The sequence below is a fragment of the Hydrococcus rivularis NIES-593 genome, from assembly GCF_001904635.1.
Classification (GTDB): domain Bacteria; phylum Cyanobacteriota; class Cyanobacteriia; order Cyanobacteriales; family Microcystaceae; genus Hydrococcus; species Hydrococcus rivularis.
Map to the genome: position 1 here is coordinate 154,441 of NZ_MRCB01000004.1, position 14,149 is coordinate 168,589.

The window sequence follows — 14,149 nt, forward strand, 5'->3', positions numbered from 1 at the left end:
TATAGGCGAGGACTTTTGCAAGGGGTGAAGCGTCAGTGTCAAATCAGAAGTTATAAACGCGACCGCTCGATAATCGTTCCCTCGTATATAGGATACTTACCAAATTTTCCTAAATTTAAAAATTTAATTTTTAAATCTCGATTTTTTTGATAAATTTTTAGATTTTCCGAGGTTTGTTTGGGAAGCTCGCAAGGACGATGAGGATAGCAAATATAAATAAATCTTTGCTGCTTCTGGGCTAGTAAAGCTAAGCTCAGTTTTTCCAAATCTTTTTGATTTTCTACCCAGAAAAGTAACTTATCTCGACGTAGAGAAGCTTCAATAGCTTGTGCCACATATTGATGAGAAATCGCGATTACATTATTGGGAGACTTTTGTAAAAATTCAATAGCAGGTAAAACCCCTTGATAATTTTTTTGAAGAAAACCTGTAGCCTCGTAGGTATTTTTATGAATTCCCCAGATTAAAAGTAGAGAAATAATAAAAAGTGCTGTATATCCTAAAATAGAACGACCTGTTTCTCTGAGTCGGGTTAACTCTTGAAACGTCACTACAGAGACCATTGGAATTAGTATGAATAAAAATCTCGCTCCCCATTGCTTTCCACCAGCAATTAATCCTTGTTTTCCGGGAGGAACGATTAAAGATACGCCAATAATAAAGAAAATACAAATCAAATAGGTCAAAAATAATTTGAGATTAAATTTGCTTTTTGTTGTTTTAAAGAGCGATAGCAGAGGAAGAATCAATAAAAATAAAGCAACTGGAAAGTACTGAAAAAAAGCGAATCCAAGTTGGCGAAAACTTTTCCAACTATCTTTCAATTTTTGAGCCAGTGAAGATTCTTCAACCACCTGAATGGCATGAATACCCAAAGGATGGTTGTAAATTAGCTTATTGCACAAGAAAAATAAACCAATCGTCACTAGCGTGCTAGCAACGAAAATGTTTTTATTCTTCGACAAAAAAGCCAAAGAATCTAAATTAATTTTTTTTCTCAAACTTGCCAATAGACTTGTCTGAGTTAGCGCAGCAAAATAAACCAGTACTGCGAGAGTAATGACCCAACACAAAAATTCAGGTCTAAACCAAACAGACAAACCAATTAAACTGCCACTAATGACAGCATTTTTTATTGATAACCCCGATAATTCTTTAGAAACGAAAAGGATTGCCGTGCCAGCAAATGCGAGAACAAGAGCGAGAGTATGTTCCCAATACATGGCACTATAAATTGTTATGGGCGATGCAAAGATTAAACTGATTAGCGCTAAAGAAGTGTCTAGATTATTCAACTTCAATTGTTGACAAACCCAATAAAAAATAAACCAAATCGCCCAGGTAGAAATAAGAGGAATTAGATAAAGACCTCGATACCCGAAAAGTGCCTCAAAAGGAGCAGTAACTAGCGGAAAAGTAAAGGGAAAAGTAATATAATATTTGTCGGCTACGTTATAAACATAGGGTTTGTCATAGGGATATAATCCTTGCGCCCAAAGATCCCGCACCCAACCTTGGGCGGGAGGAACGAGATCGAAATGTAAAATTCCATCGCTCAACTGTCGCGCGAGTAGTGCTTTTAATCCGGCATCGCCGCTAAAATAAACCCCATCTGGAACTTGCCATTGTAAATAAATTGAGAATACAATTCCAGCTAAAATAATTAACAATGGAAGATAAAACGGTTTGAGTTTCATTAGAAATCTGCGATCGCAAAATGGAAGCTGTTAAAGCTATTTTAGAACGAGCCAAAAGCGGTGCTGACTTGTCAGAAACAGAAGGAGTTGTTCTCCTAAGGCAAAAGGAACCAGAAGCGATCGCTGAGATCTGTCAGACAGCCGATGACCTACGTCAGAAACAAGCAGGCGATACCGTTACCTACGTCATCAATCGTAATATAAACTTTACTAACATCTGCGAGCAGCATTGCAGCTTTTGTGCCTTTCGCCGCGACGAAGGAGAAGAAGGGGCATTCTGGTTAAATACTAGCCAAATTTTGGAGAAAACAGCCGATGCCGTCCGACGGAACGCGACAGAAATCTGCATGCAGGGAGGCTTAAATCCCAAAGCGAAACTGAATGGCGCTTCCTTGCCTTACTATTTACGATTGGTACAAGCCATCAAAGCAGAATATCCCCAACTCCATCTCCATGCATTTTCTCCCCAGGAAGTACAATTCATCGCCAGAGAAGACGGGATTAGCTACGAAGATGTTATTATCTCTCTACGAGATGCAGGGGTAGGTTCGATGCCGGGAACTGCCGCCGAAGTTTTCAGCGATCGCGTCAGACGAGTAATTTGCCCCGAAAAAATCGATACGGCTACCTGGCTAGAAATTGTCAGTATCGCCCATCGTATGGGAGTTCCAACCACCAGTACCATGCTATGCGGGCATATTGAAACCCCAGAAGATGCGATCGCCCACTTACAAAAATTGCGATCGCTACAACAAAATGCGATCGAAAACGGATACCCCGCTAAGATTACAGAATTTATTCTCTTACCTTTCGTCGGTCAAGAAGCACCCAAACCCCTACGAAACCGAGTCGGACGCGATCAACCCATTCTAGAAGATACCTTACTGCTAACCGCAGTCGCTCGCATCTTTCTCGGTAATTGGATTGTCAACCATCAACCCAGTTGGGTCAAACTAGGTTTAGAAGGCGCTACAGAAGCCCTTAAATGCGGCTGTAACGACATTGGCGGGACGTTGATGGAGGAACACATTACCACCATGGCAGGGGCGCAGGGAGGCACGTGCATGGAGGTAGAAACCCTACAGAAAGCCATTCAATCTATCGATCGTTCCTATCAACAAAGGAGTACGCTTTACGAGTACCTATAGAAAGACTCCTATTAAACTCGAAAACTAACATATATGCTTCGACCAAACATAGATTTATGCTATCTACTTGGCACAAAAAGACAAGAGTATAGACCCTGACCGTGCTTTCATGAGGTCGGCGATATCGGAGGAGACCTCCGATATTTCAGCCGACCGTCCCCTTCACTCCGCTACGCTGCGTCAAGGGTCTTCCCGCACGAAAGGATAAATTTAGCTGCTCGTACCTTTCTTTTAGGGGAATTTCCTTCTGACTCGATCGCACCAAGAAATCAATTTCTTGTTCCTCAAATATCAGTTTAATTTTCATAAATATATGATTACAATGGGATTTGGGCTTTAATTCAAGTGAGAATAATAGATTCTAAACGTATGAGCGATCGAACAACTGCTATTCAATCCAGTCTAGAAGAACAAAATATTGCTCCAGAAGTAATAACAAACCCCTTAACCGAAAGCGCGAACAATCTTAGACTCAAACAAATTCAGCGACATATTTTTATTTGTGCCGATCAAACTAAACCAAAATGCTGCTCGAAAGAAGCGGGTTTAGAAGCATGGGACTATTTAAAACGCCGCCTGCAAGAACTAGGACTCGATAAACCAACAGAAGTTAACCCCAGTTACATTTTCCGTACCAAAGCCAATTGTTTGCGCGTGTGTACCGCAGGACCTATCCTGTTAGTTTATCCTGATGGCGTATGGTATCGTCATGCTACCCCAGAAGTCATCGAACGAATTATCCAAGAACATTTGATTGGCAATAAGGTAGTGGAAGAATACGCCTTTCTGACTCATCCTTTACCAGAAACGACAATAGTAGTGGAAGCCAATAGCAATAAAGTCGATCGCGTTTAAAACGCTGCTACTAGAAATGGGTAAAAAACTTTAATGCAGAATAAAGTCTCAAATATCTCAGATTAAATTAACATAAAAGTTAGCGAATAAATCGAGCCGATGGGCTAACGTGCTTTTAGCTCATAGCCGATAAATAAATAAAAAATAGCGATCCCACTACTAAATCCGTGAATTAAAACTGGCATAGTCAAGTATCGCCCATGAAAGACAACTCCCATAAAGATAGTAAGAAACTGCTGCTAGTTGACGACGATCCCAACCTAATTTTGTTGGTCAAAGATTATTTAGAGTTTCAAGGCTATGAGGTTATAACAGCCGAAAACGGTCGGGAAGCCTTAGAAATTTTAGAAAACCAAACTCCTGACATGATCATTTGCGATGTAATGATGCCAGAGATGGATGGTTATGCCTTAGTAGAAAAGGTCAGACAAGATTCCCGAACCAGTTGGATTCCTTTTATGTTTCTTTCAGCCAAAGGTCAAAGTCAAGACCGCGTTAAGGGACTCAACACGGGGGCTGACGTATATATGGTGAAGCCTTTTGAACCGGAAGAACTCGTAGCCCAGGTAGAATCATCTCTCAAGCAAGCCAAGCGCTTGATGAAGCAGAATACAGCCAAAACAAACGAGGGATCGAAAATTCAGGTGCCTCAAAATGTGGAGTTGACTCCCACCGAATTGAGAGTTGTTCAGTTGTTAGCCCAAGGAATGGCAAATAAGGATATTGCCGAAAAGCTGAACGTCAGCCAGAGAACAATTGAAAGCCACGTATCCAACATGCTCAACAAAACCAATCTCAAGAATCGGACGGAGTTAGCGCGTTGGGCGATCGAAAGTCGGATGGCATAACAGTTACCAATTATCAGTGACCAGTTGTCCCGTGCCTTCTGACTTCTAGCTCCTGACGCCGCGATTCTGGTAACTGATATGCTATTCTAAACTATGGTATCTGCTGGTGTAGCTCAGTGGTAGAGCACCCGCCTTGTAAGCGGGCGGTCGAGGGTTCAAATCCGTCCACCAGCTTAAAAAAATCAATGATTTAGCGACTATCTAGCAGTTGGAATAAGAAATCCTATCGATGATGTATCCGCAGTGGCTCTTCATGGGTACACTTAGGAAAATCCTTCTGTTAAATTGGAGGGTCTAGATCGACAGCCCCAATTACAAGTAAATCATTAGAATGGTGCAACTGATATGAAAAAGGTGCATTATGAGTATCAGTCTAGGTTTTGAGATTAGGAAAAAACTTAGTGAAGGGCAAAAAGACTTCAAAAACATGGATTTAAAAATGGTTTACTTAGAAAGAGTCGATCTAAGTCATACCAATTTAGAAGAGTCCGATCTAAGTTACGCTAATTTAAAAGGTGTTAACTTAAGTTGCGCCAACTTAAAAGGAGCTTATTTAGAAAGAGCCAATCTTACAGATGCTAATTTGATCGCAGCCAATCTGAAGGGAGCTAACTTACAAAAAGCTTGCTTGATTGGAGCGAATTTAAGGAACGCAGAATTAGATGAAGTCGACTTAAGCGGCGCTCGCTTGAGCGGTGCTAATCTTCACGAAGCTTTGTGGACTAGAATTTATTATGACAACGATACTGAATTCGGAGCAGAGTTCGATCTAAATTTATTAAAAGATAAAAAAACTTATAATTTAGATCTTTTCTCAGAACAGCAAATCACTATAGAAAAAATCTTAAGGCAACTAAATGTTGTCTATAAATCTGCAAAGTATTACTTAGGAAATAAACTAGCGACAAAATATCTACACGATTCAAAACCAAATTTAGACTGGCTAAAAGGCTTCGAGATAGATCGCAATGGTGAAATAATTTTTACAGGAGCCTTAATAGAGCATGTGGGATCGATAGAAACAAAATTGATGGAAAAGTTGACGGAAAAGTGGATAGCAGATTTTACTAAAAATTGTGCTCTAATTATCCCTCATTTCTCTTGCCCCCTCGATCGCGAGCAAGATAAGTAATTCGCTCAAAATTTCTCTCCCTTCAACAACCAAAATCCCGCAAACGATTCCGATTCTGGATTCGATTGAATTGCCAGAAAATGAACTTGTTGCGCCTTCTGTTTGGCTTCCTCAAATCCTTTGGCTTCTGCTAGCATTTTGGGATCGGTTAGGCTTGCTAAAATCCAACTATCGCTAGCCCCTGTCTCTAAACGAACTATCGGTCGAGATCCGCCTTCAAACTTGAGAAAAGCCAATTCTAACCCCGACATCCAACCCGCTAAAGGCAGCGCCCTAGACGAGAAAATAATTAACCCCGGAATTTTCATTTCGGGAGTTACGCCAGCCAGCGAGAGAGGAAACGCCTCTCCAAAAGCAATATCCCACTCATTCATCTCCTCGAAGGCTGAAGCCTCTAACGAAACGAATGCCCATTTATCCCCTTTATCGCCTCTAACGGCATCGGGTAAGGGAGTAGCATTCAAGGGGGGATACTGAACGGAAGCCGACTTAGCGGCTGCTGCATCGTATCCGGGTTGGTTTGGGTAAAATTCTTTCAAGCGCTGCGCCAGCCACCGTTCGAGGGCGTAGGTGCGACGGCTAGGTGCGGGCGGAATTCCCAAATCTTCGCAGGCTTTGACGATCATATTATTCATTTGGCGGCGGAAAAAGCGAATTTTTTTGGGGGCAACGCCCGCTTGCGCGATCGCCTTTTTAATTTCTTGCTGCAACCAGAGAGAATTGACGCTCTGATTGGAGCAAAATTGCGAGTATTTAAACAAAGAATCGGGCGATTGTTTGGAATCGGTAGGAGTCTCGCAAATTAAAACTTCCCAAAGCTTCTTTTTGTTTTCATCTAAAATCGGACGCGAATAAAAATCTAGTTCCCAAATTTTTGTCATTTGTCATTCGATGAAAGGATTTTGGATTGGTTAGTAGTTAGTAGTTAATGGTTAATTGTCTCCCCATCTCCCCGTCCCCCAGCCTCCAGCGCCCGATCGCTATTCAACCACCTCGCGCACTCGATAGATCGGTCGCTTCTGAGATTCATGGTAAGTCCGCATGACCAATTCTGCCAACAGCCCGAAGCTAAATAGCTGTACGCCCGTCAAAAAGAGAAGAACTGCTAAAATCAGCAAGGGTCTATTGCCGATGCTTTGTCCCAAGCCGAGTTTGAGGAAAGTAAGATATCCCCCCAACACAGTTCCTAAAACTATCGAAATCAGACCCAACAGTCCAAATCCGTGCATGGGTTTGGTGAGGAATTTTTTAATAAAATAAATCGTCAGCAAATCCATGACAACTCGAAACGTCCGTCCCAAACCGTATTTACTTTTTCCGTAACGGCGGGCGTGATGGCAGACTGGCAATTCCGTAATCCTCGCACCTTCAATGTAAGCCAAGGCTGGCAGAAAGCGATGTAACTCCCCGTAGAGGTTCATATCGGCAACCAATTCCGTTCGATAGGCTTTTAAGGAACACCCATAGTCGTGTAATTTTACCCCAGTCACTCGTCCGATCAACCAGTTGGCTATCTTAGAAGGAAGCAGTCGCGTGAGGGCATCGTCCTGCCTCTGCTTGCGCCAACCGCTAACGAGATCGTATCCTTCATCTAACTTAGCGATCAGTTTGGGAATATCGGTCGGATCGTTTTGCAAATCGCCGTCGAGGGTAACGATGACTCGACCTCTGGCATATTGAAATCCCGCCGCCATCGCTGGTGTTTGTCCGTAGTTACGGCGTAAAAGAACTGCTCTTAGATCGCTACGATTTCGAGCCAACTGGCGCAACATCTCAGTCGAACCGTCAGTAGAGCCATCATCGACGCAGATAATTTCATAATCGAGTCGATCTCGTTCTAGGGTAGTCGCGATCGCATCGATGAGGTGAGATAAACTTTCTACCTCGTTATAGATGGGAACGACTACCGATATTTCGGGAAAGGCAGAGACGATCTCTGGCGCTTTAATCCCATTTGACGATATTGAATAACTCATCCTCACACCTTATTTCAGTTATCAGTTATCAGTTAGTGGTTAGTTTTCTCCCCACTCTCCCTTGTCCCCTTGTCTCCTTGTCTCCCCACACTCCCGGTTCTCCCCACACTCCCCCTTGTCCCCTCATCCTTCATCCTTGCTCTCCTGCTTTTGATTAAAGCCATAGCAGTCTCGCACTAAGTATAGCGGGCGCTGCTTGACTTCATCGTAGACGCGACCGAGATATTCTCCAATAAAACCCAGACTAATGAGTTGAACTCCGCCAAGAAATAGTACGGCTACCATGATTGACGCATAACCGGGCACATCTATCCCCAAAATCAGGGTACGAACGATCAAAAAGCTGGCATAGACAAAAGATATCAGGGAAACGAACACCCCGATATAGCTCCAAACCTTGAGCGGGACAAAGCTGAAGGAGGTAATCCCTTCTAGGGCAAAATTCCAAAGTTTCCAGTAATTCCACTTCGTCGTGCCTTGATAGCGGGGATCGCGATCGTATTCGACAGAAGTTTGTTTGAATCCCACCCAAGCAAACAATCCCTTCATAAAACGCCGTCTCTCTGGCAAAAGCTTGAGTGCTTCTACCACCCGTCGGTCGAGCAAGCGAAAATCGCCCGTATCCTTGGGAATTTGAATGTGAGTCATCCCAGAAATAACGCGATAGAATGCTCCAGCTGTAGAGCGTTTGAGCCAGCTTTCGCCTTTGCGGGAGCGACGCACGCCATAAACCACATCGTAGCCTTCGCGCCATTTTTCGAGCAGTTGCTCGATGAATTCCGGCGGATCTTGGAGATCGGCATCGATAGGCACGACGGCTTGACCAGAAGCATAATCGATTCCTGCCGAGAGCGCGATTTCCTTCCCGAAGTTACGGGATAAGTTGACCACCTTGATAGCCGGATTGCGACGATGGTATTCGACTAGGTATTTTAGGGTATCGTCCCTGCTGCCATCATTGACGCAGATAATCTCGTATTTGAGGTTAAGGCGATCGAGGGCGGAGGTCAATCGCTCGAACAGATAGTGAATATTTTCTTCCTCGTTGTAACAAGGAACTATCACAGAGAGTACTACGTCTTCTAAATCTGAGGACATATGCCAGCACCTCGCAAATCGTTTTATTTTGTTAGTTTCCAAAGCGTAGTTTTAGTTTCATAGACGGGTTCGATTTGTTTTTTCCATTTGTAAACGCGATCGATTCGGTAGCCGGGTTTTGTCTCCATTAAAGCCTTTAAAGCCTTGGAAGATTCATAAACAAAGATCTCGCTCCCGCGATTTCCTTCCTCTTGGATAGAGATCGGTTGCCTCTCCAAAGGCTGAAGTCTGACTTTGGGATGAAATGCATGACTAAAAGCCATCAAACCATGCCAAGATGTGACAAAAACTGGATTGGAAGACTGATTCACGACGCTTACTACTTCGGGAAGCGTCGCAGCATTGTATTTATTCCACCAAACTCGTGCTTGAGAACTAACCGCACAGGAGGCAATCCCGCCGGAAATCAGAACGACTGTAGCAATTCGCCATAACTGCTGTTGCCATGGACTGGTAGCGATGGAGATAAGTTGAGAAGCCAGCAGATAAGCGACTGCAATTTGAATGCCTAAAAAACAGGGGATCGCGTATCTCGCCACGCTAGAGCGTATTCCGCCAGAAACCAAGTCGGGTACGATTAAGATAAATGCCGTCCCTCCTATCAAAGTCAGGACAAATAACCAAATACGCGGTTGAGTATTGCGACACAGAAAATAAAACGAATATCCTACTAGAATGACTAAGAGGAAAATAACTGCATACATCAATAAATTTTGAGTAACAAAGTTATAATTAAAATCGACGAAAGGACGGCTGAGATTGAGGATCCAGGTTTTGATTAAAGATTTTAGAGGGACTTTCATTGCTGTCCAATTTGTTGTTGCGTTCGCTTCTGAAAAATTAGTTACAACTGCAACAATCCAAGGAGAAAAAAGAAGTAGGCTAATTGCTAGGGTAATTAGATAGTTTCTAACGGTTTTTGTCAGTTTAAACTCTTCGTTAATGAAAAGGTACATTCCGTGCGCGATCGCGATGGCTCCAGACAAAGCAAAAGTATAAAATCCTATAATTAGCGTTAGTATGTATAAGCGCCAACTGGCGTTTGTTTGTAGTCGCCTCGCACGCAATAAAGCCGCACTAGAGAGCAGAATTGTCACCGTCCACAAACTATTCGATCGCGCTTCTTGTGCGTACAATACGTGAAATGGGGAAACCGCCATCAACGCAACGGCAATCCACCCAGTCAGAGGAGATTTAAATAATTCTTGGGTTAGCCAATAAATGCAAGGAAATGCTAACAAACTAATGATAGCAGAAAAACTCCTCGTTACTGCGACTGAGTTACCAAATAGTTGCACCCAAATTTTTGCCAGGACAAAATAGAGCGGTGGGTGTTGGGGTTCTTCTGCAGCTAACCCTTTAACGGTATCGAGAACGTTTTTTTTTGGATTGGGATATTGATATTGCTGCATCTGGGCTACACTTATCTCCTCACCCCGAAATGCTAGCTGTTTCAATTCTGCTAGGGTGTGACCAGAAATTCGCAGCGAAGTAACCGTTTCATCTCCCCAATAAACTTTGGTATCGAGGTTGGTAAATCGAAAAAAAACGCCAAGGATTAATAGGATAGCAATAATAAATCCCAGAAAATTTCTTCGCCTTTTGGATTTCCTTTGGCGGGTCGATTGTAGAAGTTCTAAGATACCTTTAGCTCTCATCAATCTATTAACCTTATTTTTTGATATAAGTTTGAAGCTGAAGATTAGCTCCCCTAGCCAAGTTAACTTCGCGCCTTAATACTGGAGGTTTCGGAATAAATTTAACGCGCCCTGCTCCAGGAACCACTGTTTCTATTGCAGGTTTACCAAAGCGCGCGTAAAACTCGGTGACGCAATCTTCCGATAATAGATCTACGTAAAGATTTATGCCAGCAAAGTCGTTCAAGATATAAAAATCTGTAAAAAACGACCATTCTTCCCGCTGAAAACAACGTTTTTGACGTTTTGCTTGACCGTGTTTATCGGGCTGGTCGGGTAATAATAATTGACCCCATCCAGCTCGAACGTATGGCTCAATTTGAGAGGGATGCAATCGACCAAAGTATTGACCCATAACTTTTTTCTCATGAAACCTTCTGAGTGCATAGATTCCGCCATTAAATCTCCAGTACGGACACAAACCAGATTCATTGCCTACAGTATTACCTCCTATTACGCAAAATGGCCAATCTAAAACTGCTTCCCCTGGTTGTTCTTTTACATAATTCATGTAATTAAAAAAGTTTTTTTCAAATGAATAGGGTTTATAGTCTAATTTGAAGGAGTAGGCAGTGTAAGTTTCAATACATATTAAAGAAACTAAGAATATCGATAGCACTTGTCTGCGAGAAATCAATTTATTAAGGTTAATTTCTAAAGCAAATAAAGACAAAATCACTGGATAAATAACAGTGCTACGACCTGGAACGCGATTAAATGAGAACCAGGGAAATATTTTTAGCGTTGGAAAATACACTTCGTTATAGAAAAGTAAGCCAAGCACGACGAACAATAAAGGTAAAAAGAAAGCCATTTGTTTTCGTACTAGCCATAAACTTATAATTCCTATAATCAGTAAGGAAAACCTCTTGAGAGTTGGGAAATATTCTGGATGATAGAAAATACAAAGGAAAAAAATTATTAATAGAGGGATAAAAATAGCAATTCGTTTGCGTGCTTGGCATAAACCTAAAAAACCTATAATGAGTAAAAACAAGCCAGGACTTCCTGCAAATAAATCTTCTGGCGCATCCCTAAAAACTTTTTTCCAAGGTAATCCTGGATTAAAGCCTGGTAAAAATGGAATCAGCAACCTGTAGGCGCTAGTCCACCACCCCGTAGGTGGTTGGTACTTCCTATTTAGAGCGAAGATGTTCGCTGCTTTGTCTCTAGCTTCTGCATAGTTAAAGTTTAAACTTTTAGCCTCTGTGGCAATCTGAAAAGCTAATGGCAGGTAAATATATGCAACAATAATGCCTATACCGAGCAAAGCTATAGAAATACGGGGATGAGCTAAAAAATCTCTTTTATAGGTTGCTATAGAATTTGAAAGTAGCCCGGTTAAATTAAAATAACCTTTGAAATATCTGTAAGTTAGTAGTGCAGCAATAAACAGAATAGAAACCGTAAAAGACATTAGGGCAAAACCAGCTACATATCCTAAATCTTGACCCAATGACAGCACGAGCAAACAAGCTCTGATAAGAATAAGTTTTAGAGAGACATGTTGGTTCAAAACAATCCTTTTTACAATTAGAAAGTCGGCTATAAAACTGAGGGTAGTCCAGTGGACTATAGACATGTTGAGGTGACGTGGAAACTTGTAAATGGCGTAAAAATTAGAAAATGAAACGAGAAGTCCAACTCCGCTGGCACGAGCTAAACCATAATCCCGAACTAAAAGAGTATAAGCTCCAATCGCTGTTATTAATATAGTTAAAAGATAATAGAGCTGTAACCAAGGTCCAATGCCAAATAATGAGGAAAAAATAGAAGAGAAAATATCTCGCTCAATTCCCCAAGCTTGAAATACACTATTTGTTCCATAGGGATAAAATACCTGATTGTTAGTAAAATTGAGGTGAGGAAAAGGAATAAAACTAAGATTTTTAGCAAAGTAGAATCCTGTATATTCCCAACTATTTACATCAATATCTTCAGAGAAGATTGGATGGAAGAAATCTTTAATTACCAACAAACTAAAAGCGCAAGATATACAAATAAGAGCTAGCAGTGGAAATGCGATCGCTCTTACTGGTACTCTTAAAATTTTACCCATAATTAACTTAATTAAATAGATTTTTCTGAAAGATTGCCAAAAATCGCTCTACTCGACAACATAAACATATGCCGCTGGCGTTTCTAAAAACAGACGGTAATTCCCTTTAAGTTGTTCATTTTTTAAGCGAGTAAACATAGGCCAAGAAATTTCAATAGCTTGAATGATTTCATTTTTTGGTTGCAATGCATAGTTTCCTGGCTGACAGTCTTTCACAAATTCTAAGTCTCTTTTAGAGATATACTTATCTAGATATTTGTAGGAATAGGAAATATTAAACAATTGCCATTTTTCTTCTGCTTTTAGGTCGCAAACCGTCGATCTAGCTGGTATTTGCTCGAATATTTCAACAATATCAGCAGTTGATATCGCTCTATCCCCTCCATACTTAGCAGCAAACAACTTAGTATTAAAATTGATATTTAGAATTATAGATAACAAAATAAATAAAGTTAGTACAGCGATCGCAATTTTATTAAATAAACTAGAAAAGTCCAAAGAATCTAGAGCGACAACTGTTATCAGAATTGGGACAAACAAAATAATAAATTTGTTATGAATGACGGATAATCCCCAAAAATTGGAAGCAGCATAGATATAAACTAGCCAAGTAAATGCTAGAAAAAGAGTAATAGTCGAATTGCCTTTGTATTTCTTATAGGTAAGAAATGCTAAAACTAATAAAAGCGAAAAGAAAGCGATAGATATAGCAGTTTGCCATCCAGAAAATCCTAAAAAGTAAGCTTGCTGGGCGAGTTCGACAAAAGTTTGAAACGCCTTGCCGATTCTTTCTAAAATATTGCGATCGCCTGCTTCTGCGCTAGCACTGGTAATTTTAGTTAGAATCCCTTTAGTATTAGCCCAATTGCGACTCAATTCGCCTCTCCAATAAGGCGCTAAAGAGACAATCGCCGCAGCAACAGATAATAGTGGGAGCAAACATTTCTTAAGATTTTTACGATTTCTTGAAATAAACAAAATACAGCTAGCAATAAACGCCACTGGCATAACAAACAGTGTTGTCGAATGCAAACTAACTAGAATAGCTAAAACAATCCCGTATAATATCCAAAGACCAACTTGAGCTGAATGAGGAAGTTTTGCTTCTAATTGCCATTTGTATAGCAACAGAAAGCAAAGCATAAAGAAAAGAATCGGACCTGGATTCCAATGATAGGTATTAATAAAAATTTCAACAAAAAGTAAACTATACCAAAAACCAGCCAGTGCTGCTAAAAACAATCGTTTTGAATTCTCAGTCTTTTCTAACAGTTGATAAACGAAATATATAAGTAGGGGAATCGACAGAAAAGACAGTAAGGCATTAGGCAAAACTTGAAAAACTGGATCGACTCCCAAAATAGTAGAAGGAAAAACAAGATAATAATAGAGTGGCAGTAATTTATATCCGCCTACAGAAGCACCAGGTCCTAAAGTTGGCAGCTTTCCCTGCCACATGCTCATATAAACTTCAGCGTCTCTAACCTGATCTGGATAAAAGAAAGTTATATACCTAAAAACAGCAACTAAACGACTGAAAAAACCAAAAGCTAGTGCCAAGCAAATTAGACTATAAGCAGCTATTTTTAGTCGATCTCCTTTAACTTTAAATAGTTCAGACATTATTCTCTGTGCCTCT

At 41.0% G+C, this 14,149-nt stretch carries 12 protein-coding genes and 1 tRNA gene; 5 read left to right on the top strand and 8 right to left on the bottom strand.

Features of this window, described 5'->3' with window-relative positions; translation table 11 throughout:
• Nucleotides 1–50: 50 nt before the first annotated feature.
• On the bottom strand, nucleotides 51–1,697 hold the full coding sequence (locus NIES593_RS05635) for an LA_3751/LA_3752 family putative glycosyltransferase (RefSeq protein WP_073598645.1): 1,647 nt from the start codon (nucleotides 1,695–1,697) through the stop codon (nucleotides 51–53).
• A 20-nt stretch (nucleotides 1,698–1,717) separates the two neighbouring features.
• On the opposite strand from NIES593_RS05635, the gene cofH reads away from it, so the two are divergent.
• Nucleotides 1,718–2,845, top strand: coding sequence for a 7,8-didemethyl-8-hydroxy-5-deazariboflavin synthase subunit CofH (cofH, locus tag NIES593_RS05640; RefSeq protein ID WP_073598646.1), 1,128 nt, complete (start codon nucleotides 1,718–1,720; stop codon nucleotides 2,843–2,845).
• Between the two features lie 145 nt (nucleotides 2,846–2,990).
• Here cofH and NIES593_RS23945 read toward each other — a convergent pair whose 3' ends face one another.
• A complete protein-coding gene (locus NIES593_RS23945; RefSeq protein WP_175561042.1) occupies nucleotides 2,991–3,152 on the bottom strand; it encodes a hypothetical protein in 162 nt (53 codons plus the stop codon).
• A gap of 62 nt (nucleotides 3,153–3,214) precedes the next feature.
• On the opposite strand from NIES593_RS23945, the gene NIES593_RS05645 reads away from it, so the two are divergent.
• From NIES593_RS05645 to NIES593_RS05660, 4 genes are all read left to right on the top strand, one after another.
• Entirely contained in the window at nucleotides 3,215–3,700 is a 486-nt protein-coding gene (locus NIES593_RS05645) for a (2Fe-2S) ferredoxin domain-containing protein (protein ID WP_245817316.1), read from the top strand.
• A gap of 200 nt (nucleotides 3,701–3,900) precedes the next feature.
• A complete protein-coding gene (locus tag NIES593_RS05650) occupies nucleotides 3,901–4,548 on the top strand; it encodes a response regulator transcription factor (protein ID WP_015145477.1) in 648 nt (215 codons plus the stop codon).
• Between the two features lie 102 nt (nucleotides 4,549–4,650).
• Nucleotides 4,651–4,722: transfer RNA gene (locus NIES593_RS05655), tRNA-Thr, on the top strand.
• A gap of 187 nt (nucleotides 4,723–4,909) precedes the next feature.
• The gene (locus NIES593_RS05660) at nucleotides 4,910–5,680 is read left to right on the top strand and encodes a pentapeptide repeat-containing protein (RefSeq protein ID WP_073598647.1); all 771 of its coding nucleotides are present in this window, start codon (nucleotides 4,910–4,912) and stop codon (nucleotides 5,678–5,680) included.
• A 5-nt stretch (nucleotides 5,681–5,685) separates the two neighbouring features.
• On the opposite strand, the gene NIES593_RS05665 is transcribed toward NIES593_RS05660, so the two are convergent.
• From NIES593_RS05665 to NIES593_RS05690, 6 genes are all read right to left on the bottom strand, one after another.
• The gene (locus NIES593_RS05665; protein ID WP_073598648.1) at nucleotides 5,686–6,561 is read right to left on the bottom strand and encodes a Tab2/Atab2 family RNA-binding protein; all 876 of its coding nucleotides are present in this window, start codon (nucleotides 6,559–6,561) and stop codon (nucleotides 5,686–5,688) included.
• A gap of 99 nt (nucleotides 6,562–6,660) precedes the next feature.
• The gene (locus NIES593_RS05670) at nucleotides 6,661–7,656 is read right to left on the bottom strand and encodes a glycosyltransferase family 2 protein (protein WP_073598649.1); all 996 of its coding nucleotides are present in this window, start codon (nucleotides 7,654–7,656) and stop codon (nucleotides 6,661–6,663) included.
• A gap of 123 nt (nucleotides 7,657–7,779) precedes the next feature.
• Entirely contained in the window at nucleotides 7,780–8,754 is a 975-nt protein-coding gene (locus NIES593_RS05675) for a glycosyltransferase family 2 protein (protein ID WP_073598650.1), read from the bottom strand.
• A 23-nt stretch (nucleotides 8,755–8,777) separates the two neighbouring features.
• Complete coding sequence (locus tag NIES593_RS05680; RefSeq protein ID WP_073598651.1) at nucleotides 8,778–10,412, bottom strand: glycosyltransferase family 39 protein; 1,635 nt, start codon at nucleotides 10,410–10,412, stop codon at nucleotides 8,778–8,780.
• 13 nt (nucleotides 10,413–10,425) lie between these two features.
• The gene (locus NIES593_RS05685) at nucleotides 10,426–12,510 is read right to left on the bottom strand and encodes a hypothetical protein (protein WP_073598652.1); all 2,085 of its coding nucleotides are present in this window, start codon (nucleotides 12,508–12,510) and stop codon (nucleotides 10,426–10,428) included.
• Nucleotides 12,511–12,558: 48 nt separating this feature from the next.
• Nucleotides 12,559–14,133 (bottom strand): hypothetical protein, encoded by a 1,575-nt coding sequence (locus NIES593_RS05690; protein ID WP_073598653.1) that lies wholly within the window; start codon nucleotides 14,131–14,133, stop codon nucleotides 12,559–12,561.
• Between the last annotated feature and the right edge of the window lie 16 nt (nucleotides 14,134–14,149).